Genomic DNA, 24342 nt, shown 5'->3' with positions numbered 1-24342 from the left:
ATTGATCTCTATCGATCCCATACTCAACCGCTGGCAATACGGAACCTCGAGAGGCCGCGAACTTTTCTGCTTGCCGGCCGATCACAGCATTGAGGACAAATGCTGTCGTGGCCCATTCGCGTGCGGTGCGCCTCATCAACCCGGCTACACGCTGGCGTGTTGCGGACCAACGCGAGGCACTGGCGGATCGCCCGAATTGGGACATGTCGTCTGCCAACACGGGCCTGTCCGGCTCGCAGCGGCCGCTCGAGCTCGGCCATGCTGGACGCGCATCAGCTCCTTTTGACCTGTATCAATACTGCGGCGGCTGCTTACTGATAGAAGTGGTCTTCCAGTCCAAGGTCAGACACATGGCAGACAGAAAGACTTGGCGGCCCATCATCTTTTCATGTCCAGATACCGGCGACCGGGTTCAAGGACTGCTGCCGGACGCACCCGAGCTGAGTGCCGATGACCTGCGCGAGATAACCTGCGCCGCTTGCGATGGCGTCCACTTCATCGACCTGCGGACCGGCGCGATGATCGGCGCCGAGCGCAGCTCGGCCCATCCGAATGTCGTCAAGCGAATTCCGGCGTCTTCCCATTCTCGCCTGGGGATGCCGCCCCGCTCGCAAGGGCGCGGCTGACGTCATCACAACCCAACGCCCCACGCCGACGCCGTGGGACAAGGAGATTTCTCATCAACGGAGGATGTTTCGACATGACAGACCACGGCGCCATTTGTCCCGCCGCGGGCCAGATTGCGGGAGCGGCAGTCCAGTTTAACTTCTGCAGAACAGCGATCAATAGCAACCGCCGAGGGCTTGAGCTGATCCAGATCGATTCGACCGAAGGCCCGGAGTTGTTTCGCAGCGCGAATCCTAATATTTCGGTTGGTGAGCGGATGATGTCCCGGCACGATAGGTTCAACGGCGCCACGGCCGATAAAACCCCGGCCGCGGCTGACGTGATCGAGACCACGCGCCGCCTTGGTAATATTGGGCTGAGCCTGTTCGCGCGCCGGCCAAACGATCTCGTCCGTACTGTTCAGAAGGTTGCGTGAATTTGTCAGCCGGCAGCGATGAACGCCGTTCAAGATCTAACGGCGACCTGACCTGGGAGCGGCTCGAAACGGCGCCGCCGTTTGATCGGGATCTGGAGATCGCCGTGATCGAGGGTAATACGATTCACCGGGTGGTCTTTCCTTGCCGTCGGATCTTCGGCGGCTGGATCAAGGCAAAGACCGGAGAACACGTAGCCGTGCAGCCGACGCACTGGCGCATCTGGCCCAGATAGGGCCGGCTTTGTCACGACCAAAGACCATGATGCGTGTGAGGCTATCAATCTGCCAGACCATTCGAGTCACACTGCGGCCACATCGTCGCGGAATCGAATCCGGGCGGCGGCACGATCTTTCAGTTCACCGCGTTCGCGGAGCTTAGTGAAGAGACATGATTGGCCGGCGCATTCTTGTGATCGACGATGACGCCGCGATGCGGGACTCGCTTGCGTTTCTGCTTGATGTTAACGGTTTCTACGTAGCAACCTATGAGACGGCGACCGCGTTTCTCAATGACGTCGCGAGCGGTCCGGTTGACTGCATTGTGTCAGACATTCGCATGCCGGGTATGAGCGGGCTCGAACTGGTCCGCAAAGTGAAGGCCGATCGCGTCGACTGCCCCGTCGTCCTGATAACTGGTCATGGCGACGTATCGCTCGCAGTCGAAGCGATGAAAGCGGGTGCGGTCGACTTCATTGAGAAGCCGTTCGAGGAGGAGGTGCTATTACGTGCGATCAATAGTGCTTTGGAAGCGCGGCCAGCAAAGCCAGCCGATGACGCAGCGAAACTGCAGGCGGAAGCCCGCCTCGCGGACCTCTCGTCGCGCGAGCGTGACGTCCTGCAGGGACTATTAGCCGGCAAGATTAACAAGGTGATCGCCCATGATCTCGGCATCAGTCCCCGGACGGTCGAGGTCTACCGTGCGAACCTCATGGCCAAGTCCCATGTCCGTAGCATGTCCGAGTTGATGCGGATCGCCATTACAGCGGGACTCTAGCAGCAGCGCAAATGGCGCGAATGGCTGATGCATGCATTCAAGCTGCGCAGTCCAGACGACGAACGGAGGGTTTTCGGGCGCACCGCGCCGCGCCGATCATGTTTTCAGTGACGGCTACCGATGCAATACACGCGATGCTAGTTTCTTGCCTCCGGACCATCGCGAGAGCTGCTGCTTGCTTAAACAAAATCACGACGGCGTATGAAGCAGATCAATTGCGCGGGCCCAGGTTTGTGCTCCGATGGGCGGCAGTTCTATCAGCCCGGAGAACGGCATAGTTCGGCAATATATTGGTCCATCCTCCCACGGAGCTCCCGGTGCGGGCTGCAGTAAACGGTCCGATTTCCTTCGCATTGGGCATAGGTGCGCATCTTGGCGCTGTGGCGGTCGGTTACGGGAGGACCATTATGCGGTCATTGCGCTCGGCTGGGCGGCAGTCACTTCAGTCTTCGAAATCAAACGGTCGCGTGCGTTGGAGCGGGCCGAAGCGGCACTGCGGGCACGGAACGCCGGCATACCAGTCTATTCCCTGCCCTGTTTGGTACCCGCCATGGATTTTCCATGGCGCTTTCTTCGATCAGACGAATTCGGATTTGCTGGGGCGGCCGCCGCCGTGCGGCCCGCGCGTTGCAAGACGCGATGCCGCTGCTGTGTAAAGCAGACGCCCTCACCGTCGTCGCGACCGCCACTCCGGCAGGGTCCCAGCGGAAAGCTCCACCGCCTGTCTGGGTCAGTATCTTGCAAAGCCGGGACTTTCTGCAAAGGTCGTCTCACTCCCGACATCCCGCTCAGTGCAGCGCGCCCTCCTATCGCTTGCGGCGGACGCAAGCCTCGACCTGCTGGTGATGGGTAGATACGGGCGCTCTCGGCTGCAAGAAAGGCTGCGCGGCGGTATCGCGGGAGATATCCTTCGTGCAATCACCATCCCAGTCCTGATGTCGCACTGAGGGCAGGAATTCCAGATGCGGTCAGAACGCCGTCGCAATCGGCGCAATAGCGACGCCAGGCGCGCGACCAGGAACAGGAGTGCCGTCTGTCCGGGCCATCATGCGTTCGTCGGCGCCCCATCGACGAGGTGCGGGCCGTCATCATGCGACACTGCTTCGAACGTTACACGTGCGCTAACGGTCGAGATGCCGCATGAACTGCTCGCGGACAGTCTGTCACCGGCCATCCGACGATGCCCCGAGCTCAGCTTCAAGCCAGGCCAAGTCACGATTTCCTCCCGTTTCAAAAATCGCTGGAGAGCGGTAAGCTGTCCGTTGAGCCAGGTCAATCTGTCACGCGAGCCGAGTTCTATGATCCGGGTCCCAACTCGGTCCACATGCGTACGTATCGGATGATTTCCAAGCACGTCGTCCACATCGGCCAGCGTACATCGATCAGGATGCCGTCAATATCCGCCTTGTCACGCGGGCCACCGATGCTGATCGGGAATCAGAGTCACGGCGTCCGAACAAGACTTCCTGCGGCGAGCCGAAAGTGGCGGTCGACGACAGCGTTCGGCCTGGCTGGAGTTCTTCACGGGTTCGGCCGTGCGCTTCCGACTGTTTCCATGGACGCGGCTGACGAAGCCAGCATGCAGCTTTCTAATCCGATTGAGCATGTTTGAGCAACCAAGGGATAGCGCCGCATCCATTCAAGACGCCCTACTCCACGGGACCTACGTGTAAATACTTAGGGGCTTCTACCTAGGGGAAACATCCAAATTTCCCAGTTCGTCAGGAGCAGCCAATCTGCGTCCCATCGACGTTCGCAAGATAGGGTCCGCCATGCACGCCCAGGCCCCCAGGTTTACCGAGACCAGCCACCATCCGACCAGGGTCTTGCGTGGGCAACCTCATGGTTGTGGACCGTTTGGCATGATTGCGACACCGATGCGGTTCACTCGCAATAGCGAGATCTACAGCGAAGACGAGGCAGCGGAATACCTGTATCAGGTGGTTTCGGGCGCTGTGCGAACCTACAAGATTCTGGAAGACGGACGCCGTCAGATCGGTGCGTTTTATCTGCCCGGCGACATCTTCGGCTTCGAGGCCGGAGGAAGTCATATCTCTTCGGCCGGAGCGATTTGTGAGACACAGCTGCTGATGGTGAATCGTACCGCCCTCATTGTTCGCGCCAGTCACGAGAGGGAGCTAACACGGCAGCTGTGGGACGCGATGGCGCTCGAGCTCCGCCGCTTTCAGGAACATATGATGCTCCTGATCAGCAGCGCTGAAGACCGGGTCGTGGCCTTCCTGCTCGATATGTCTCGCCGCGCTACGAAGAACGCTGCCATCGAACTGCCCATGTCACGGCAGGATGTTGCCGATTATCTTGGCTTGACGATCGAAACGGTGTCGCGCACCTTTACCCAACTTGAGCAGAATGGCGTGATCGCCCTGCCGACCTCACGCCGAGTCGAGCTGCGTAACGACAGATTGCCCAGGAGCTTTGTGCAAAACTTCGGCTGAGTTGATTTACGCTAGCTCGAATTGAAGCGCGCTACTTTTTTGCGTCGAACAGCGCGGACAATTGCAGCGCAGCGAAGGACACCGAATTCGGCTTGGGCGATCCTGCAAATGGCAGAACCGCTTCCAGCCTGCATTGTGCCTCCAGGAACATCGCAATGATCATCGATCTTTTGCTTCAAGAGCATCGCAACATTGATCTGCTTCTGGTCGCTCTTCAACGCGAATTGGAGATTTTTGAGAAAGGGATTCGTCCCGACTATGAGGTCATTCGCGCGATTATCAGCTATTTCGAGGTTTACCCCGAGGTGTACCATCATCCACAGGAAGACTTGATTTTTTCCAAGCTCAAGGCTCGCGACCCGGATGCAGCTGCAATCGTCGGCGATCTCGCGCTTGAACACCAGGAAGTCGTCGACCGTTTGCACCACTTCGCGCAAGCTATTGACGCCATCCTCGCCGATCGTGAACTCCTTCGGCAAGACGTCGGCAATATCATACGCGACTTTATAGTACGGGAGCGGCACCACATGATATGGGAAGAACGAGATTTCTTTCCCGCCGCCCTGACGGCTCTCTCGGCTCAGGATTGGACCGAAATCGCTTCCGCCCTCACCGATCATGGAGATCCGCTGTTCAGCGAGACAGCGGCAGCGACTTCCGATGCGCTAAGAGCTCATATTCTGCAATTGGAGCAAGAAGCTGAGGCCGAACGGGGCTCGGTCGCGTTTTCGTCCGCCAAGGCCGGCAACCCGCGACACGGCGCCGAGACGGATGGGGCGTATTGACCGCTGCCGTTTCACAGCAGGGAGTGGACCTCATGCTCATCCTGTCGAAATGAAAATGGGGATGCTCGCGGGCGCGTAGGCTGCCGTACCGCCAAGATGGCTTCTGCACAATATGATCGCTTCCTCGACCACCGGTGCAAACGGCATGGCCGAGCCTTCCCGAGCTCTGGTTCCGGCACGTTCCACAATGTGACCGTCGCAGGTATGGCATGCGCAGTAATATCGCGCGAAACGGACGCCTCTCATGTCCGCCGACCGATAAGGACGAGCGATTGCGGCGGCGCGGGTGCGGCGAAACACTCCCACTCCTTGAACCCCGCCCGGCACGCTCTGAACCATCCGAGCGCAGCCGGTTCAACTCACTGCACGCCAACTGCGAGGCACTGCCACTTCCGGATACGTTCAGCACGAACGGCAAGGCGCTGGACGTTGAGCGCCTGGCGCAGTTCTGGCGCGATCGGATCACAACGATCTATGGGGCTCCGCATCGTAAAGGATGCTCATTCCTGGCGTGTGACCGCTTCATCGCGATCCAAAATACGACGTATGCGGCGTGCGCATGCCCTACCAAATGCGCTTTGGAGTGGCCATCAGCAAACCAGATATTTTGAGGCAGCGCAAAGCTTGCCCGGTCTGCGTCCGATAATCGGACCCAGAAAGCAAGAAAGGCGTCCGAATGCGACCGGACCTGGCACAATCCTACGGGCAGCATCGCCTACCGCGCTACACTAGCTATCCGACGTCCCCGCATTTCTCGGCGTCAGTTCGCGAGTTGGACTATCAAGCGTGGCTCAAGTCCTTGGGCGGGCAGCAATCCGCCTCGATCTATGTGCACGTGCCATTTTGTCGAAGTATGTGCTGGTACTGCGGCTGCCACACGTCGGTCACGAAACGCGACGAGCCGATCGCGATCTATGCGGCTGGACTGCGCACTGAAGCCTACCTCATTGCAGAGGTCGTCGGCCAACGACAGCCGATCTCTCATATCCACTTCGGGGGTGGCACTCCCACAGTCATGACGCCTGCAACGTTTGCTGATCTGGTCGGTTCGTTACGTTATTCGTTCGCCGTCCTGCCTGATGCCGAGATCGCCGTGGAGATCGATCCACGCATGTTGAGCGAGCCGATGGCCGAGATGCTTGGTTATTGCGGGGTCAACCGGGCGAGCCTTGGCGTCCAGAGCTTCGATCCAGTTGTTCAGCGGGCCGTCAATCGTCTGCAGAGCTTCGAACAGACCGCAACCTCGGTCGATCGGTTACGCCGCGCCGGCGTCGGCCGGATCAATTTCGACCTGCTCTATGGCCTGCCCCAGCAGACAGTCGCGTCGTGCCTGGACACTGTCGCCAAATGCCTCGAGTTGCATCCGGACCGGTTTTCGGCCTTCGGCTACGCGCACATTCCTGCGTTCAAGAAACATCAACGCAAGATCGATGAATTCGCTCTGCCCGACAGTGTCGAGCGCTATCTCCAATTCGAAACGATCGCGGAGGCTTTAGTTGATGCTGGATACGTACGCGTCGGCATCGATCACTTTGCCCTGCCGCACGAAAGTCTTGCCCGGGCGAGGCGGGAAGGCAGGCTGAAGCGCAACTTCCAGGGCTATACCGACGATTGCGCGGACGCCCTCATTGGTCTCGGCGCCAGCGCCATCGGGCGCATGCAACAAGGGTTTGTCGCGAACGCTGTCTCGGCAAAGGACTACCTTGCTCGCATCAGCGAGGATCGGCTCGCCACCGCGAAGGGCTATTTGCTGACGGATGAGGATCGCTTCCGCGCCGAGATCATCGAGCGAATCATGTGCGACATGGCAGTCGATCTCTCCGAGACATCCCGTCGTCACGGTCTGGATCCGAAGCTCGCCGTCGTCGATCGTTCTCGAATCGACAGCCTTATCGCAGATGGCGTCGTAGTGATTGACGATGGCCGGCTTTCCGTAGCTGGTGGCGCAGAGTTCCTGGTCCGGAGCGTCGCATCGGCGTTCGACGCTTATCTTCCTCGGTGCGGGGCTACACACAGTCCGGCGGTCTAAACCGGCTGCGCGAGCCGAGTCGTGTCGGGTCCGAAATCGCCATCACCTAAATGGCCTATCTTTGGGGCAGGACCACACTCACGGCTGAGGAGCACCCTATCGGCACCCGCCACCTTCAAGCCCCTGACATCCTCTGCGTCGTCCGCTCATAGATCTCGAACAGAGGCCCAAGCCGAAAACTGACTATCGGGTGGAACCGGTCGACCAACGACTGCCTTAAGCAGGGTCCAAATCAATAGCAACCGCTCATGCATTGGCTACGTTTGCGAGATCCTTGCAGCCCGGTTTTTCGTATCGTCGCGCTGATCGAGTATATCGTTACAGGCATGAAAGCGCACCAAGTTTGCGGTTGGTGCCCGTCCATGCGGCGACCGCCCGGCATCACCGCCCCTCGTTGCTGTCGGCAAACCGTTGCGAACGTGCTCATGAGCGACAAACCTTGGTGTAGATTTCTAATCTCGGGCTATATCGGTCGCATACCACGGCATAATAGAACTACGCTGAGCTTGTGCTTTAACTGGGCTCCGATTTTCGGCGAATGTCCTCGCCGGGATCGAACCGTCGGCCGCCCTCTCTCCGCCGATGGAAGTCCGCGCGATGCGTCAGCGTCGCTCCTCCTAGACTTAACTTCCGCCCGGCCCGCTAAGCGCGGCCGGGCTTTTTGTGTTCCCAAGGCTCCCTCGAGATTATTGAGAGCGCAAATGACTACAAGCGGATCAGCTTTCTCAAGGAGAGACCCAAGCCCGGGATCAACGGCCTCGCGGATCGGATGCAGCGCGCAGTTCGCGGGCGGCAGCGACCATGTTGACCAGCGCCGGCCGAACCTCCTCCCATTTGCGAGTCTTCAGGCCGCAGTCCGGATTGACCCAGAGCTGCGAATCCTGCAGCCGTGTCCGAGCCAACGCCATCAGCTCCTTCATTTCGCCCGTCTCGGGAACGCGTGGAGAGTGGATGTCGTATACGCCCGGCCCGATCTGATTTGGATATTCGTAGTTCCTGAATGCGTCGAGCAGTTCCATTTTCGAGCGCGACGTCTCGATTGAGATGACATCCGCGTCCATTGCAGCGATCGCACCGATGATGTCGTTGAACTCCGAGTAGCACATATGCGTATGAATTTGCGTTTGATCGGCGACGCCCGATGAACAGATGCGGAAGCAATCCACGGCCCAGTCGAGATAAGCCGTCCACTCCGATCGACGCAACGGCAATCCTTCGCGGAGTGCAGCTTCGTCGATCTGGATCATGGTCGCACCAGCATTCTCGAGATCGCGGACTTCGTCTCGGATCGCGAGCGCAATCTGGCGGCAGACCTCGCTTCTGGGAATATCATCGCGAACAAACGACCAGTTCAAGATCGTCACCGGTCCGGTCAACATCGCCTTCATCGGCTTCCTGGTTAGTGATTGCGCGTAGCGCCACCAGTCCACGGTGATCGGCTTCGGCCGCAAGACATCGCCAAACAGGATCGGTGGCCTGACGCAGCGCGAGCCGTAGGATTGCACCCATCCATTCCTGGTAAATGCGAAGCCGGCGAGTTGCTCGCCGAAGTACTGCACCATGTCATTGCGCTCAAATTCACCGTGCACGAGGACGTCCAGACCGATGTCCTCCTGCCAACGTACGGCGCGCGCAGTCTCCTCCTTGAGGAACCTGTCGTATTGCTCGTCGCTCATCGCGCCTCGCGCATGCGCCGCACGGGCATTACGGACCTCTGTGGTCTGAGGAAACGATCCGATCGTCGTGGTCGGAAAAGCCGGTAGTCCGAAGCGATTGCTTTGGATCTCGGCACGACGGGCAAATGTGCTGGCGCGCCGGCGCATGGTCTGGTCGAGAGCTCTCATCCGGACAGCGACATTGGCATCACGGATCTTCGGCGAAGTCCGGCGGACGGTCGCGGCACGTTCCGACTCGGCAAAGGCTGGCGCAACATTTTGGTCGCCCGCGAGTGCACGCGCCAGGATCGCAAGCTCGCGCATCTTCTGAACCGAGAAAGCAAGCCAGCTCTTGACGTCGGAAGCGAGACCGGTCTCGAGTTCAACATCGACCGGCACATGAAGCAGCGAGCAGGATGGGGCGATCTGTACACGATCCTTGCCGAGCTTCGCAATCGCGGGTTCTAGCCGCTGGCGGAGCGACGACAAATTCGACCGCCATACATTCCGGCCGTCGACGACACCGAGCGACATGACGAGATCACTTCGCCCGCCGGCAATGATCTGATCCAATAACTGTGGCGCTCGAACCAGATCGAGGTGCAATCCGGCAATTGGCAGCCTCAAGGCGGTGTCTAGATTGTCGCCGAGGTCGCCGAAATAGCTGGCAACCATGATCTTGATGGCCGGGCCCTCCTTGGCGAGCCGGTCATAGGCATGTAGCAAAGATTTTCGCGACCCCTCATCCAGATCAAGAACCAGGCAGGGCTCGTCGAACTGAACCCAATTTGCCCCGCGTTTGGCCAATTCCTGCAGAACCTCGATATAGGCCGGTATCAGATCATCCAGTAGTGAGAGTGGCAGGAACGCAGGATCGGCACTCTTGCCGAGCTTCAAGAATGTAACCGGCCCGATCAGGACAGGGCGGGTCTGGAAGCCAAGGGCCTTGGCTTCCTCATACTCCTCGATCGGCTTTCGAGAGCGCAATCTGAAAGTCTGTCCCCTGTGAAACTCGGGGACCATGTAGTGGTAGTTGGTATCGAACCACTTGGTCATCTCCTGCGCGGGTGCGCCAAATCCGCGCGGTCCGTGACCGCAACTCGCACCCTGGTCGTCGCATTGTGAACCGCGGGCCATGGCGAAGTACGTCTTGAGCGAAACGGATTCGGTTTTCGAGGCGTAGATCTCCGGGATGGCGCCAACCATGACACTTGTGTCGAGCACCTGGTCATACAGCGAGAAATCGTTCGATGGAATGACCGTGACGCCGATAGATTTCTGACGAGCCCAGTTCGCGGCACGCAGGCCAGCTGCGTCCTCGAGCAACTGCTGTTCGCTGCTTTTTCCGGCCCAGTAGCTTTCTAGAGCGAGTTTGAGCTCGCGCCTGGGACCGATGCGTGGCGTTCCGAGCGTGGCAACCGGAAGAGAGAGAAGAGACATAGCGTTAACCCATGTTGGGGGCAAAGGCCATGGCGGACGCAGGCAGGGGAAGTCGCGCAGTGCGACGGCTGCTTGGCGCACCACCGGGACACCCCGCCCGTGGACGAATATATTGTCGGGGCAGGTCTCCTGGCTCGCGGGTCATCGCTGCTGTCCGGCCTTCCCGAAGCCGCGCAGGCTTCAGTGACATCGTTGGACAGCGGCTCGCCGCTCACAGTTGCGGGGGCAGCGCCGGCATGTTCACCGGCTTCCCTCTTAGCTCCGGATCAAATGGAAACCGGAGAACCTCGACGACTTGGATTATCGGCAAGAGAACTCTTCCGTCAACCTCTCAGATTTGTCTCAAGCTAAATGCTGCGACATCTGCTACGCGAATGGCCGTGCATCTCTATCGTTGAGACGATGTAGAAGCGCTCTCCAATCAGCGATATCGGAATGACCATCGGAGCTGCCCGCGGCCCGCACGCCAGATAGGTGGAAGGGACAAATGCGGCTTGCGCGGTCGGGACTGCGGCCTCGAGCAGAACGCATTTGATGCAAGCCCCGGCTTCCCAGCGGTTCTTCGAGCACGTCCGCCATCCAGCCGCCTTCTCGACCAACAGGATCCGGGTTGAGTAGGCCCAAGACACCTGGCGAAGCCAGCAACATACCCCGCGAGCACGTTGATTTGCGGTGCCAGCCCGACTCCAAATGCTCGGCGGTGGAGATCGGCTTCGCGTCGTTAGCCATCGAGTGCAAAGCGCAGTTGGCTGAGGCTGCTCTCGAATTCCGGAGCCGAAAGGAGGCGCCAAACGCGCCATGGCCCCTTGGCCGCAAGTGCCCAAAGGCATGGCAGAGATCGAAAGCCCACATTCCGGCAACGATACCGAACCAAACGGTTCAATGGCGGCACACGTGCTCCCAATTCTCATCAGGAACTTGGCACCGAGGCGTTCCGCTGCGCCGTCGAATACCCGCTGCGTGCGAGGATGCATAAGCCGCGATGGATAGGCTGAATGGAACCATCGAAACGTGCGCAAGTCGGAAAGTCGACAAAGAGGACACAAAACCGGTGCGAATTGCCGTCTATTACGTGGCACGAAGAATGCAAGTCCTCGGCATGCCCAGTCTCCTCCTGCTGGGCATGTCCAGCACAGCAAATTGAGGCTGTCGCTGGCAACTGAAGTTAGCGGCGCGCGACATAGAGGGGAGCGCATGCTCGCGCGGGACCGGCGGTCGCCCCGTTGCGTCGCCGCTAACTTCTTGCGCTCGCGCATAACAGGTTGAAGGTTACCCGCTTTGGAACGACGTGTGGATGAATAGGCCGACGGTTATGAAGAAAATGTCTGGAAGACGCGCGCTATGGTTTTGTCTCGGTCGATTCCTGATCTGCCTGGCCGGGCTGGCTGCGACGAGCAACATTGTTCGCGCCAACGACAGCGCGCCTGTCGAAAGAGTCAAGTCAACGTGGCGAGCGCAAGACGGTGAGACAATAGAACAAATTCTCTCCAACGTCTCGAAGGTGGCACACTTCGTCCCTCGAATGTGGGGCGTCGCTGAAGGAGCTGACCAAAATGAATATGTTTTCGTTTCGTGGACCAGGCACCGGGACAATAAATCAGACGAACAGTACGTTATCGCTTGGAAGATCGCGCTCGACGGGACGATTGAACTTGCGTCGACCTATGCAAAGCCGATGGAATTGGGCTGGCGCGCCCTGGCGCTCTCGTTGATCGCCCGTGAAGTCGAGGCTGGCGAAAGGGACGCAAATCTTCGCTTTCTGCATGACCCGGCCAACTTCAACTTTGTGACGACCAAGCAAGGCCAGCTCGGCAATCTTCTGCGGCAGGGCCGCTGCACTATCGTTGAACCTGTTGGAGTGGACTACTTGCCGAAGCAGATTGACAAGCCGACCGAGAAAGGTGATCTGTGGCGCGTTCTGCTTGTGGTAAACTGTGATATCCTAGGGCCCCGTTTTTTTACCCACAACGGCATCATCACTTTCGAGAAGAGCGAAGGACAAGATTGGGAGCCGCAATCCCCTTTTGCCGAGCGTATCGCGGCCTATCCTCCTGGCTCCTGGTTCACTCGCATGGAGCCAAAGGAACGGGGAGAGTTAAAGGGGCGGGAAACGTCTCGGTAAATGGTCGCACAGGGCAAGATCGCGCCGCAGCTCCTTTAGCGCCGAACGCCTCAGAGCAACTGCAAGACATATCAGCTCTAAAGTCGCGGTGTTTACGCCTTCGCAACAGTCGCGAGCCTTTCCCGCAGCCTTCAGCCCGTCATCGGAAAAGTCGGGCAGCACGATTTGGCTCGACTCTCTCGAGCTCAGCGGCGCGTGCCAGCTTGCGAGAACTGGTTTGACTCCGGCGCACCCCACGCAGTGAGAGGACACCAATCTGCGAGGGAACCCAGCTCTCCATGCCATTCTTCACGGGACCGGGTCTCGGGCCCAAGCCCGATCCGGCGTGCGCGCCGCGCATCGCGCGACTGACTGGCACCCGCAAGAGCGTGAACATGCCGACGCCGAGGCGGCACGCGGGATCGAATGCTGCGACGACACCGATGAAGACGGCAACGGGGCCGTGTTAGCGACGCCGGCATACCCCCTGAGCGCCGGCCCTTTTCCGAGCGCCCCCGGCGAGGAGCCCAGGAGCCGTGCGCGAGGCATCGAGGAGCGAACTTGGGTCAGCGCTAGATTTCCTCGCGCGCATTCGTCTGCGCGTCATAGATCCGGATTTGAAGCATCGGAAAACGCTTCTTTAGTTCTGCTCCACCTGCCCTAGCGCCGTCTCTGGTTGCGAATTCGGCTCTGAGCCGGCCATCCACTTCAAGTGCGTAAGAAGAGACCGGCAATTCACGGGTGGCTGCAACCATTTCATTCCCATTGTGCAGTGAGGTGGTTGAGAATGATGCGTAGCTTGAGTCGGCCAAACCGCACCAGAGCTACCTGCCCGAGTGCGGTGATGGGCCAACGCATGTTGTGGATTGATGCCTCGCACTGAATGGCATCACGATGGCCACTCGCGATCGCCCGACCAGACGGACGACTTACCGCTTGCCCGGTGCGTATACGACAAAGCCACGGCTCGACATGGTTGCCCTTTCAAATTCCCTGGCGCAAACGCACGCCCTCATGCCGGGCTTGGCGGGTAAACCTCCACTTGTGACCGCGGGGAGGCGTACTACGAAAGAGCGGCCGCCCGTCGCGCCGCCTGGGTTATGAACAATCCGGTCCTTGTTACGAACGGGGCGGCTGCACCACGAACGATTATGGTGCAGCGCGGAGCTGCGAAAAGCCACAATGCGATTGGCATCAACGACCATCCCGGCTGGCTCTACGAAAGAGGGCTCCGGGTTTTGCGCGGTCTGCGCAAACGATACCCATTCAGTTACGCAGCGAGCGTTGAGCTGAACTCCGTGGCGACTTTGTCCAAATCTCAGAGGAAGCGAGACCAGATTTCTTTCGAACATCGGTCTTTTCGTGACAAGAATTTACGGCGAAATGTCATCCTCCTCGTCGAAACCGTCGGCAGCCTTCTGTCTGCCGATGGAGGTTGGCACGAAGTATAGCAAGGTTGCTCCCCACGCCTGACTTCCACTCGACTGCCAAAATTCACAGGCGCCTTTTTGTTCAAGCGCGGGAGAAACAGCGTTCCAGAGAGACGGGCGAGGCTCGACGGATACCGCGACACGCACACCGGAAGAAATCGCTTGAACCTCACGCAGCGTCAGGTCGTAGGTTCGAAATCACGACCAAGCTTTCATAAAGCACACGTCAAACGATGCGGGCCCAATAACGGACATGATGCGTCCAGCAGTCGAATGTGGCGGCACCGGATCGTGCGTGAACATAGATCAAGAGCTAAAGGTTATTGTCGGGATGAAACACCGCGTAATGATGGTCGCATTGCTCGCTCTCATCACATCTCCGGTCTGCGCGGCGACACTCAGCGGTGCTCCGCGCATCGTCGACGGCAATACGATCGAGATCGAGCAAACCAAGATTCGGCTCTCAGGCATCGAAGCTCCTGAGACTGATCAGATTTGCCTCGACGCCCACGGCCGCAAATGGGCTTGCGGCGTAGCCGCTCGCGACGAGCTTATCAAGCATTCGAACGGACGAACGTGGGATTGTCATACCACAGGAGTTGATGAGTACAGGAGGTCACTCGGCAGTTGCTTCATCGAAGGCGAGGATGTGAACGCCTGGATGGTACGCTCGGGCTGGGCACTGTCGTCGGGTCCATCTGACCATTCCTACGCTATCTATGAGTTGGTGGCGAGCACAGGCTATGCGGGGCTGTGGTCGGGGGCGTTCATCGCGCCTTGGGACTGGCGTCGCCGCAACAAGAGGACGATCATCGTCGGCGCGAGCTCGGTTCCGATCGACGCTCAGGAACTCCTGCTCGGATCCGCTCTGCTATCGGACCCGCCCTCGCCCGAGTGTCTGATAAAAGGCACCGTGGACCTCAACGGCGAGCGCATTTATCACCTGCCCGGGCAACTCAGTTACGGACAGATCGACATGACGAAGAAGCCCGGTGAACGCTGGCTCTGCAGCGAAGCGGAAGCCGAAGCCACCGGGTGGCGTAAAGCCGCGCGATGAGGTGACACGCATGCATGCAGGCCGTTCTCCGAATATGTCCTATCTGACCAAGATCGCGCCTTCGCGCCGCTCGCTGTTGCTTTTCGCTGTCTCGACGGTTTGCCTGCGGCTTGGCAACAACATTGTCGATGCGAAGCAAGCAAAAGCGTCGCCCAAGCCGGATAACTTGCTCTCGCCGGATGCTGCCCTGAAGCGGCTGATGGAAGGGAACGAACGCTATGTCCAGGGTGCGTCACGAGGCGACGATTTCAAGCGCGAGCGCCCGGTTTTGGTTGATGGGCAAAATCCATATGCGGCGGTTCTGAGCTGCGCCGATTCTCGCGTGGCGCCTGAACTTGTCTTCGGCAGCGGACTTGGTGATCTGTTTGTCTGCCGCCTCGCCGGCAACTTCGCCAACGATGACACGCTCGCTAGTATGGAATATGCGGTCGCCGTGCTGAACACGCCGCTCATCCTGGTACTTGGCCACGATCATTGCGGTGCGATAGACGCCACGATCAAGTCGCTCCACGACGATAAGCCGCCGCCGGGGCACATTTCATCCCTCGTCGCTGCGCTTGCGCCTGCGGTAAAAGCATCTCGCCAGCAAACCGGTGACACGTTCGCCGAAGCAACCCGACAAAATGTAATCGATAATGTCAACAAACTCAAATCGACGGGGCCGATTCTGAACGCGGCAGTTGAGCAGAACAGACTGAAGGTCGTCGGGGGCTTGTATCGGCTCGACACCGGCAGGGTCGATTTGCTGAGCTGACGCTGGCACCTTCGCGCGGCCGGCTAGTCGTTTGCCGACTGATACAGAGCTTCGGTCGAGTTCCGCGCAATTCGCTCGTCCATCGGCTGCATCAAATGCACCGAATACAATCCGCTCCACAATTGTCATAGCTTCGGGAAAACCTTTAGTATGCGCGGCCTCTTAATTCTCCTCCTATTCTACCTACTCATGTTGGCAACGCGCGGCCAGCACCAAGAAACACTCATACCGCGGCCGCCAGCATTCATGCCTCCACCTTGATGCGCCAGGCCAACAGAGGTGGTTCAAACGGCAGATCGCGGTGCGAGGCATGCTGGGTCTGAGCTCTCGGCGTACGGAACACGCGACAATTCCGGCACCCTCTCACCCGCGATCCGTCAAGCCACCTATGGTCCTGCTTATGATCACCAGGCTCAGTCAGGGCCGAAGATCACATAGAGCAGGATTACGACCACCACGACTGCCCAGCCGGCGGATGTAAAGAAAAATGCTACTCGCGTCGGCATCGGACGGTCTCTCCGGCATCAGCCATTTGGGAGACCGCCAGTGTCGGAGAAGCAGCCTCGTTGCATCTGTCTTGGGCCTGTATCCTGGGTTGCGCGTACGACAATTGCGACCACCGGTTCGAGCGGAGAACAATCTTTTGTGCCCTCGCCGGAGTTCGTCAAGCCTGCCGGTCAACTATCGACGAACGCCTTGACGTGCCACCCAAAGAGCGTTCCTGGCTCTGCGCAGGCGGGCCTTGTCATTGGGATTTCCGAAGTGCGCATCGAAAAGGGGCATCTTTTACGCGCCGGCGCGCACATTTGAAGATCGCTTTGCCGATGCGAACATCAGCCTCATGATCGCGGCCCGCGTCCTCATCGCACGTCGCCCCAAGTCTCTTCGACCAACGCATCGATCATATCGGATACATCAAGTTGCCCGACGTTAAGCGTCAGCGAGATCCGCAACCTTGCCGTTCCCACAGGCACTGTTGGCGGCCGTATCCCGCGGATATCAAAGCCGCGCGCCTGTAGTGCAGAGGCGAGCCGCATCGCGCGGGCGTTGTCGCCCACGACGTAAGGAATGATCTGGGAGTTCGAACGGCTCGGCGCCCGCACACAACGAGCTGACGATGTGTAAAGTCGATCAGATCGATCAGGCGTTGCTGCCGCTCAGGCTCCTCCTGCAGGATCAAGAGTGCTTCTCGCACCGCGACAGCCATAAGGGGTGATGGCGCGGTGGCGAAAATGAATGGACGGCATCGATTGACCATGAAGTCGCACAATACGCCGGAAGCAGTGACAAGCGCGCCCGCCGCGCCCAGCGCCTTCCCGCAGGTGTGGACTACCACCAGATCTTCGCGCCCCTCATAGGAAGCGGTGAGCCCCCGTCCCTGCTCGCCGTAAACGCCTGTGGCATGAGCCTCGTCCACGACCAGGAACGCCTCGTAGCGCTCGGCGATTGCGACCAGATCTTCAAGCGGCGCGAAGTCACCGTCCATACTGTAGAGGCTCTCCACCACGATCCAGATGCGCCCCATTCCGCCCTTGGCGCGCCAGTCGCCAATCGTATCTTCAACCGACTGTAGATCATTATGGGCGCTTATCCGAAACTCGGCTCGGCCCGCTCGCGCGGCTTCATGAATGCTGGCGTGCACGAGCGAATCGAGAACGAGCAGATCGCCCCGCTCCGGCAGCGTTGTCAGAACAGCGAAGTTTGCGATATAACCGCCGCCAAAGAACAGCGCTGCCTCCGATCGGAAGAACTGCGCCGCCTCGGCTTCGAGAGCTTCGTGCTCCTCGCAATTGCCGCGCAGCAGCCGTGACCCACCAGCTCCGATCGGCGTGCCGGCCTCAAGCGCGGTGAACAGAGCCTTTTTCATGCGCGGCGCGCTCGCCAGGGCCAGATAATCGTTCGAAGCAAAATCAGTCCCTGCGCGCGGCTTTAAGCCGCGCAGTCGATCGTCTCCTCTCAAGGCTTCCAGGGCCGCGGCATAGCTGTCAAGCTTGCCTATATGGGTTGGGTACATTGCTCAATCCGCTAATGCCATCAATCGTGAAACGACTGTGATGGCTACAAAAGAAGATGAAGGGTCCGCCGTGCACTCTTTCAAGCCGGTCGGACGCAACTGTCTCCCATCAACCAGCACGATGCGCGGCCTGCACGTTTTCTCTCCCCGAAGGACGCATAACTGCAGCCAGTCGCGCGCCCATTAATCGCCACCATGATTGGCAACCGGAGTGCTTCGATTACGTAGGTGACCGCGCTTCGGTTTCGATTTTGGCAGGTCACAGCGTGTCCGTTGATCAACTATCCCGCCCCCGCGACAGCGCGCGACCGCGTCGCACAAACTTGCTCGTATCACCGGCGCGCGACGCATTTGCAGGAAGGTCGAACGCGCGTCGAGCGCCCCCGGAGCCATCCGTCCGGCGAACACTGCTGGGGTGCATGTCGCGACTAAACACACTCGCATCTCTTAACGCTACCAAGCGGCACGTGCTTGATGTCATTCCATAGGATAGTCGGGCAGAACCAGCATATCGAGGCCGTCCTCAACACGCTCGCCCATGCCGGTGATGCCGCCGCCGCACACCTTGATGCCGGCGCCACGCGGAGCACCTGCGCCCCCAATTCTTTGCACCTAAGGGCCTTTCCGAAGGCCGACCGAAAGAAGGAATCGTTGCGGTGCGGACGATAACCCCCCGCATGGTTATTTGGCAGATTGCGCTTCGGCATGCGCGCGCAACCTTCGTACTGACCGGACAAATGCACACTCTCTCAGCGAGAGTGATCTGATCGTATCATAAGCGTACGGTACGTACCGGAGCGAGCGTGAGAAGATTTCCAGCTTCGGCGCGCAGAACCACCGGCCGTCTTGCCGCACGTCACGGCAGCCGCACCAGCATTGCGATACGGCCAAAAATCTCAAGGCCTGCTGGAAGCTTTTTGTCTTTCGCTTGCATGAGCGGGGGCACTCTTGCAGCACCTAGGACAGTGAATTGATTTTGCAATGGCAGCGCCTGAAGCGGCCGTCGCGTTTGTTGAACACCTGCCGTCTGACGTCCGCTTCTAACCAACAGCTCACCCACAGTCGCTTGCGCTGTTGGTAATGTCAGGAGATCGGAGCGGGCCTGACACTCCAGTAGGCAAGCCGAGCCCGACTGGTCCGCGGTCGAGGTCCACTTCAGTCGTTTTCCTCCCGCCGCGTCCGGTTGATGACGTCTTGTGCCTGGAACCAGACACGGGAGGCTCGAGCAATCCTGTTGGCGCAGCACGGGCTACGTGATCTCGCTCGATTCAGACAAGGCCGGCAGACCATGTTTGATGGCACGTCGATTGCTGGGGAGATGGAAAAGAGCCGCAGGCTTGGGCGACCTCGCGGTCGCCAAGTCAGGAACTCACAACGTGGTTCGAGCCGGCCTGGTCCCAAGTGTGACAAATCGTCCGTTGGAGAAGACATGACAAGACATGCGCGGCCGTCAACCGTCGGAGACATAGTGCAGCCGAGGCGGATCGATCTCGCCGCCGCATATCGGCTGCTTTGCCGGTTCAGCCTCAATGACAGCATCGACAGCCATATCTCGGTCAGCCTTCCCGGCCCTCAAGACCTTTTCTTTGAGCCAATACGTTCGGGATGCGGTTGGAGTGGCAACCGCCTGCAATCTCATCACAGTCGATATCAACTACGACAGTTTCGATGATCCCTACCGGTTGGGTATCAATCCGGCCGGCTTCGCCAAGCCAGCGCCATCCATATCAATGACGCGCGGCGTCGATCGGCTCAAGACACCGAGGACAGTTTATGAACGCTCCACCAGAGAAGATCACTCCAGAAACCGACGCTACGGCTGCGACCTGGGATAATCTGTCGCCGCTACTGGTCGATATCCGCGCGCGTCGAGACGAGTTCACCCGCGCGCAGAAGATTCCAGACGAGATCATCGAGGGCTTCAAGCGCGTTGGCGTCTATCGGGCTATGGCCGCCAAGCGATTCGGCGGCGAGGAGCGAACGCCGGCCGATTTTTGTCGCCTGATCGAGCGCATTTCCGAAGCCGACGGCTCCGCCGGTTGGGTCGCCAGCTTCGGCGATGGGGCTCGCTACCTCGCGGCTCTTCCGGACGACACGCTTCGCAAGGTATACGCGAACGGACCTGACGTGGTGTTGGCAGGCGCGCTGTTCCCGCTCCAGCCCGCCAGGCGAAGCACCGACGGATTTGTCGTGAACGGCGTGTGGCCATTCGCCAGCGGCTCACCGGGCGCGGATCTGATAGGCGTCGGCATCACGGTGGAAGACGATCCGACCGGTGGCCTTGCGCGTGTAGCCGTGATGCCGGCCGAGAAGGTGACAATCCGCCCCAATTGGGACGTCATCGGCCTGCAAGGCACCGGCAGCCACGAGGTCGTTGTCAACGATGTCATTGTGCCGGAGGAATGGACCTTGATCCGCGGCGGTCCGCCGACACTCGACGGGGCGGTCTATCGTTATCCGTCCGTGGCTTTCGCTGCGCAGGCGCATGCGATTGTCGGCATCGGTATTGCGCGCTCCGCGCTAGACGAGGTGATCGCCATGGCCGGAAGCCGCGCCTCGATCACTGGAGCGCCCGTGATGGCAGAGCGCGCCTATATCCAGCTGGAGATGGCCAGAGCCGAAGCCATGCTGCGTTCCGCCCGTTCCTTCTTCTATGAGGCCACCGAGGAGCTGTGGAAGGAAGCGCTCGAGGGTGCGGTAAACCCGAGCACGGCGACGCTGATGCGGCTGGCCGCGACGAACGCCGCGCGGCAGAGCGCTGAGGTCTGCAAGATTGCAAGCGGTCTCGCTGGAACTGGGTCTCTCTATACCACCAGCAATCTGGCACGCGCCATGTGCGATAGCTTCGTGGTTGCCCAGCACGCAGCTTTAAACGAGGGAACGCTCCAGAGCGCCGGCCGCCTCCTGCTCGGATGTGCAGCACAGCCGGGCTTTCCATGAAGTGGTTCATCCACGAGCAATTCCGCACGCCCCGCAGCAACGGATTGCAGGACCTGTGATGCGGTCTGCCGCTAGAGGACCTGGCGGCCTGCCAGCCTTGGTTAAAGGACAAGAGAGAGAGAGACGTTTGCGGTCAGCCGCTTCTCAAAAACACCACTGCATATCCGTGGAGGATCCCTTCCCGTCGCAAACATAGCGAGCGCTCTCATAAAGTCTCTACGCCCCTGCCTTGATCATTGTCGTGTCGAGCCCGATCCACTTGCATTTCAGCGCAACGGCTCGCGGCTCAACTCACGAACCTTCCACGCCGCCGTCGCTGAAAGGGGCAAGCGGCGTCCGCCCGGCAGGGCGGTACAGGGACAGACATGCGCCTTTCAACCACCAGGGCAGCAAGACGGGAACGTCAATTGGAAGACAGTGACCTATCCGGCGCGATCGTGCCCGAACCCCGCACGTGTTGCTTACTTCGCGCTTGGGCCGCGCTTACCCCAGCACTTTCAAAGAATCATAATCACCGTAGATAGGCACTCGTCAGCTTCTCGAAAGCCAACCTTCCTAGCATTCGAACCTGGTCTCTAGATGCCGATGCCGCCTATGACTGGACTGGTGACGAACGTGGGATACCCGATCGACGGATCGGCAAGAGACTTTGTTCGAATAAGAGCAAGGAGAGCATTATGGATTCCAATCGGATAAACGGTGCCGGCTCGCCAGGGTCCCCAACGGGGTACGTCCGCACACAGGAGGACCATAATCTATTTAGGCAGGCTATGAGTGAAGCCAGGCCAGCGTCTGCTGCGCCTGCATCGGCAAAGGCTCCGATTTGGCGTTCGAGTGAACCATACGGGACCTTCTCACGCGATGGCTACTCTTGGAACAACGACGTATGGGGTGCGGGCGCTGGGCCTCAAACGATTTCGGTGCATGCAGTCAACCAGTGGGGCGTGTGGTCGAACCAGCCCAATACTGCTGGCATCAAGAGCTATCCGCATGAGGCCTTCAATATCGGAAAACCGCTGAGTTCAATCAACACTCTGCAATCGAGCTTCAATCAGGGTGTTCCCACTAGCGGCGCCTGGGACGTCGCCTACGATATCTGGGACAGCACAAACCAGCATGAGATAATGCTCTGGACCAATTACACCGGAAATCCGGACGGCAGCGGCAACGTCAAACCAATTTCTTATCATTATCGGCAGGATCCTTCCGGGGCGGCGATCCCGGTCTACACCAACGTCGACGTGGGCGGGGCGACTTGGAACGTGTTTGAAGGCTTTAATGGTCACAAGGTCATCTCACTCCTGCGCACTTCGAAGACGAACAGCGGGACAGTGGACATCAAGAGTATCCTGCAGTGGATCAAGTCAAAGGGCTACTTCGGCGACATAAACGTCGGTAGCGTCCAATACGGCGTCGAGATCACCTCGTCCCCAGGGGGAATGAACTTCAATTTCAACGACTGGACCGTGACCTCAAAGTGAAGATCGTGGGCGAAGATGTGATCTGCGCTTTGCCATTGAGCGGCGCCAACTGACGACCTCGGCTTGCCGTTTGCATACGGACAACGTATTCGCCGTCGACATGGGGAATGTACCACATGCCCCTGCGCCACGGCTTGAGGTCGTTCTCGGCCAGCCGGCGGGTTTCAGAAGCTGCGAGCTGTGTACGTTACGGACTGACCTCGCTCTTTCATAGACGCGGGATTCGGCTAGTGTCCATCTAACCCTATGCGTTGACTGGCGGGCCGGTATGCGATTAGCAATGCGCTACGAAGCTGAGACGGGACGAACGCGTCCTACGTTAACATTGCTTGTTCATACGGTCTTTCTTTGCGCATGCGCCCCCGCTCGTCGTCCTGCTGGAACGACATCGGCAAATGTGCATGTATTATTCTCGAGGGATGAGCTGCCGGCCGATAGTGCCCCGAACAGTTGTATGTTTCGGCGAGGCGGTCCGTTTTCTCACCATGTCGAGGTGGGCTCCCGCTCCCTCATGGCAGTGCAATCGAAGGGGTTTGATGTGCGACCATGACTTTATCTCCGGCTGCTCCTGGCACTGACCGCCGCCGGGCGCTTTGCTCTGCTCGATCTTACTCGCCGCTGCGTTTACCCTGTGAGGACCACGCCATGAAATCGCTCAAGCTGATCGGCTTTGCACTTGGAGCAGCGATTGTGCTGTCCAGCGCGGCATTGGCGGAGGACATCACCATCGCCGTCGCTGGACCGATAACCGGGAGCGAGTCCGCCTTCGGGCGGCAAATGAAGAACGGCGCAGAGATGGCGGTGGAGCAGATCAACGCTTCCGGCGGCGTACTCGGCAAGAAGATCGCCCTCGACGTCGAGGATGATGGCTGCGATCCCAAGCAGGCGCGATCGGTAGCGGAGAAGGTCGCCGCCGCCAAGATCCCATTCGTTGCCGGTCACTTTTGTTCTTCGTCATCGATCCCTGCCTCGGAAGCCTATGCGGATGGCGGCGTGCTGCAGATCACGCCGGCTTCGACCAACCCGCTATTCACCGAGCGCAAGCTATGGAACGTGGCGCGCGTCTGCGGCCGCGACGACCAGCAGGGCCAGGTTGCCTCCCAGTACATTAAGAAGCACTTCAACGGCAAGAACATCGCCATTCTGAATGACAAGACCACTTATGGTAAGGGGCTTGCCGAGGAGACGAAGAAGTCCCTCAACAAGGCCGGCATCATCGAGAAGATGTACGAGTCCTATAACAAGGGCGACAAGGACTTCAATGCGATCGTCTCGCGCCTGAAGCGAGACAATATCGATCTCGTCTATGTCGGTGGCTATCACCAGGAAGCGGGCCTTATCTTGCGCCAGATGCGCGATCAGGGCCTGAAGACCGTGCTGATGTCGGGCGACGCGTTGGCTGACAAGGAATATGCCTCCATCACCGGCGCGGCTGGAGCAGGCACGCTCTTCACCTTCGGCCCCGACCCGCGCAAAAAACCGACGGCGGCTGCGATCGTCAATACATTCAGGTCCAGGAATATCGACCCCGAAGGCTACACGCTCTATACTTACGCTGCTGTCCAGGTCTGGACGCAAGCCGCAACCAAAGTCGGCACCACCGATCCGAGGAAGGTGATGGACACGATCAAAGCGGGCTCCTGGGACACGGTGATCGGCAAACTGGAATACGATGCCAAGGGTGACATCAAGCAGCTCGACTATGTCGTTTATAGGTGGGACGACAAGGGCGGCTATAGCGAGACTAACCCGAGCGCATTCTGACGCATCTTGGTCCGACGCATCAAAGCTGGCGTGTTCCCGGGGCGGTGATTAACGCCGATTGATCGAGTGCTCCAGGGCAGCAAGTTGCGGCCGGAAGAGATTGAATGTCTGAGCTCGGCCTATGCAAGGTCCCTGCGCTCGCTTTTGCCTGGTTGATCGAGACGACCTTATCGCCGAAATCGTGGCAAAGAAGATTAGCGAGATCGGCGCCAGCGGGTTTGGCGATCCGGCAGAGATATCAAAGCTCGCCATCGGCCTAAAGCGAGCATCGCATACATAGCTGATCGTTTTATCTTTACTTCCGATCGATGCACAGCCCGCTCCTGCAGGAAGGCCTCACGGCTTGGACTCAATGGAGCTTATCAGGCTTGACTAATGCAAATCTTTGAGCGGTCGGCAG

General features: G+C 59.2%; 17 protein-coding genes, 1 pseudogene and 1 riboswitch. Of the genes and pseudogenes, 14 read left to right on the top strand and 4 right to left on the bottom strand.

Annotation, left to right across the window (positions count from 1 at the left end):
* Positions 1 to 107 precede the first annotated feature (107 nt).
* The 8 genes from CWO91_RS05340 (at position 108) to hemN (ending at position 7306) form a co-directional block, all read left to right on the top strand.
* The gene (locus CWO91_RS05340; RefSeq protein WP_130212536.1) at positions 108 to 626 is read left to right on the top strand and encodes a hypothetical protein; all 519 of its coding nucleotides are present in this window, start codon (positions 108 to 110) and stop codon (positions 624 to 626) included.
* Positions 627 to 700: 74 nt separating this feature from the next.
* A complete protein-coding gene (locus CWO91_RS05335; protein ID WP_130212535.1) occupies positions 701 to 1042 on the top strand; it encodes a hypothetical protein in 342 nt (113 codons plus the stop codon).
* The gene (locus tag CWO91_RS05330) at positions 1039 to 1275 is read left to right on the top strand and encodes a hypothetical protein (RefSeq protein WP_245471128.1); all 237 of its coding nucleotides are present in this window, start codon (positions 1039 to 1041) and stop codon (positions 1273 to 1275) included. Before CWO91_RS05335 ends, CWO91_RS05330 begins: the two co-directional genes overlap by 4 nt.
* A gap of 155 nt (positions 1276 to 1430) precedes the next feature.
* On the top strand, positions 1431 to 2036 hold the full coding sequence (gene fixJ / locus CWO91_RS05320) for a response regulator FixJ (protein WP_130212534.1): 606 nt from the start codon (positions 1431 to 1433) through the stop codon (positions 2034 to 2036).
* Positions 2037 to 2827: 791 nt separating this feature from the next.
* Complete coding sequence (locus tag CWO91_RS44045; RefSeq protein ID WP_283810930.1) at positions 2828 to 2983, top strand: universal stress protein; 156 nt, start codon at positions 2828 to 2830, stop codon at positions 2981 to 2983.
* 915 nt (positions 2984 to 3898) lie between these two features.
* Entirely contained in the window at positions 3899 to 4492 is a 594-nt protein-coding gene (locus CWO91_RS05310) for a helix-turn-helix domain-containing protein (protein WP_130212533.1), read from the top strand.
* Positions 4493 to 4647: 155 nt separating this feature from the next.
* Positions 4648 to 5277, top strand: coding sequence for a hemerythrin domain-containing protein (locus CWO91_RS05305; protein WP_130212532.1), 630 nt, complete (start codon positions 4648 to 4650; stop codon positions 5275 to 5277).
* A 676-nt stretch (positions 5278 to 5953) separates the two neighbouring features.
* Positions 5954 to 7306: an oxygen-independent coproporphyrinogen III oxidase gene (hemN, locus tag CWO91_RS05300; protein ID WP_130212531.1), complete on the top strand. Its 1353-nt coding sequence runs from the start codon at positions 5954 to 5956 to the stop codon at positions 7304 to 7306.
* Between the two features lie 749 nt (positions 7307 to 8055).
* On the opposite strand, the gene metE is transcribed toward hemN, so the two are convergent.
* On the bottom strand, positions 8056 to 10401 hold the full coding sequence (gene metE / locus CWO91_RS05295; protein ID WP_130212530.1) for a 5-methyltetrahydropteroyltriglutamate--homocysteine S-methyltransferase: 2346 nt from the start codon (positions 10399 to 10401) through the stop codon (positions 8056 to 8058).
* Positions 10402 to 10503: 102 nt separating this feature from the next.
* Positions 10504 to 10706, bottom strand: a riboswitch (cobalamin riboswitch).
* Between the two features lie 989 nt (positions 10707 to 11695).
* Here metE and CWO91_RS05290 point away from each other — a divergent pair.
* Positions 11696 to 12523, top strand: coding sequence for a nodulate formation efficiency C protein (locus CWO91_RS05290; RefSeq protein ID WP_245471127.1), 828 nt, complete (start codon positions 11696 to 11698; stop codon positions 12521 to 12523).
* Between the two features lie 551 nt (positions 12524 to 13074).
* Here CWO91_RS05290 and CWO91_RS42710 read toward each other — a convergent pair.
* Positions 13075 to 13257 carry a hypothetical protein gene (locus CWO91_RS42710; protein WP_091894677.1) on the bottom strand — a complete coding sequence of 61 codons (183 nt, stop codon included), beginning with the start codon at positions 13255 to 13257 and terminating at the stop codon, positions 13075 to 13077.
* A 970-nt stretch (positions 13258 to 14227) separates the two neighbouring features.
* Between CWO91_RS42710 and CWO91_RS05280 the strand changes: the two genes are divergently transcribed.
* Both CWO91_RS05280 and CWO91_RS05275 read left to right on the top strand, forming a co-directional pair.
* A complete protein-coding gene (locus CWO91_RS05280; RefSeq protein ID WP_245471126.1) occupies positions 14228 to 14989 on the top strand; it encodes a thermonuclease family protein in 762 nt (253 codons plus the stop codon).
* Between the two features lie 10 nt (positions 14990 to 14999).
* On the top strand, positions 15000 to 15743 hold the full coding sequence (locus CWO91_RS05275; protein WP_130212528.1) for a carbonic anhydrase: 744 nt from the start codon (positions 15000 to 15002) through the stop codon (positions 15741 to 15743).
* Positions 15744 to 16603: 860 nt separating this feature from the next.
* On the opposite strand, the pseudogene CWO91_RS05270 reads toward CWO91_RS05275, so the two are convergent.
* Together CWO91_RS05270 and CWO91_RS44960 are read right to left on the bottom strand one after the other, a co-directional pair.
* Positions 16604 to 17757, bottom strand: a pseudogene (locus tag CWO91_RS05270) (8-amino-7-oxononanoate synthase).
* Positions 17758 to 18234: 477 nt separating this feature from the next.
* Positions 18235 to 18369 (bottom strand): hypothetical protein, encoded by a 135-nt coding sequence (locus tag CWO91_RS44960; protein WP_283810929.1) that lies wholly within the window; start codon positions 18367 to 18369, stop codon positions 18235 to 18237.
* 1161 nt (positions 18370 to 19530) lie between these two features.
* Here CWO91_RS44960 and CWO91_RS05260 point away from each other — a divergent pair.
* The 3 genes from CWO91_RS05260 (at position 19531) to CWO91_RS05250 (ending at position 23942) form a co-directional block, all read left to right on the top strand.
* Entirely contained in the window at positions 19531 to 20697 is a 1167-nt protein-coding gene (locus tag CWO91_RS05260; RefSeq protein ID WP_130212527.1) for an acyl-CoA dehydrogenase family protein, read from the top strand.
* A gap of 677 nt (positions 20698 to 21374) precedes the next feature.
* Positions 21375 to 22178 (top strand): glycoside hydrolase family 12 protein, encoded by an 804-nt coding sequence (locus tag CWO91_RS05255; RefSeq protein WP_091894654.1) that lies wholly within the window; start codon positions 21375 to 21377, stop codon positions 22176 to 22178.
* A 645-nt stretch (positions 22179 to 22823) separates the two neighbouring features.
* Positions 22824 to 23942 (top strand): branched-chain amino acid ABC transporter substrate-binding protein, encoded by a 1119-nt coding sequence (locus CWO91_RS05250; RefSeq protein ID WP_091894656.1) that lies wholly within the window; start codon positions 22824 to 22826, stop codon positions 23940 to 23942.
* Positions 23943 to 24342 lie beyond the last annotated feature (400 nt).

It is taken from the genome of Bradyrhizobium genosp. SA-3, assembly GCF_004212635.1.
Lineage (GTDB): Bacteria > Pseudomonadota > Alphaproteobacteria > Rhizobiales > Xanthobacteraceae > Bradyrhizobium.
The sequence above is the reverse complement of the archived record's forward strand: the minus strand, read 5'-3'. Positions and strand labels throughout refer to the sequence as shown.

Coding starts and splice junctions, on each gene's coding strand:
- CWO91_RS05335 (WP_130212535.1), top strand. CDS start 701: ATGACAGACCACGGCGCCATTTGTCCCGCCGCGGGCCAGATTGCGGGA.
- fixJ (WP_130212534.1), top strand. CDS start 1,431: ATGATTGGCCGGCGCATTCTTGTGATCGACGATGACGCCGCGATGCGG.
- CWO91_RS05310 (WP_130212533.1), top strand. CDS start 3,899: ATGATTGCGACACCGATGCGGTTCACTCGCAATAGCGAGATCTACAGC.
- CWO91_RS05305 (WP_130212532.1), top strand. CDS start 4,648: ATGATCATCGATCTTTTGCTTCAAGAGCATCGCAACATTGATCTGCTT.
- hemN (WP_130212531.1), top strand. CDS start 5,954: ATGCGACCGGACCTGGCACAATCCTACGGGCAGCATCGCCTACCGCGC.
- metE (WP_130212530.1), bottom strand. CDS start 10,401: ATGTCTCTTCTCTCTCTTCCGGTTGCCACGCTCGGAACGCCACGCATC.
- CWO91_RS05290 (WP_245471127.1), top strand. CDS start 11,696: ATGAATAGGCCGACGGTTATGAAGAAAATGTCTGGAAGACGCGCGCTA.
- CWO91_RS42710 (WP_091894677.1), bottom strand. CDS start 13,257: ATGGTTGCAGCCACCCGTGAATTGCCGGTCTCTTCTTACGCACTTGAA.
- CWO91_RS05275 (WP_130212528.1), top strand. CDS start 15,000: ATGCATGCAGGCCGTTCTCCGAATATGTCCTATCTGACCAAGATCGCG.
- CWO91_RS05260 (WP_130212527.1), top strand. CDS start 19,531: ATGAACGCTCCACCAGAGAAGATCACTCCAGAAACCGACGCTACGGCT.
- CWO91_RS05255 (WP_091894654.1), top strand. CDS start 21,375: ATGGATTCCAATCGGATAAACGGTGCCGGCTCGCCAGGGTCCCCAACG.
- CWO91_RS05250 (WP_091894656.1), top strand. CDS start 22,824: ATGAAATCGCTCAAGCTGATCGGCTTTGCACTTGGAGCAGCGATTGTG.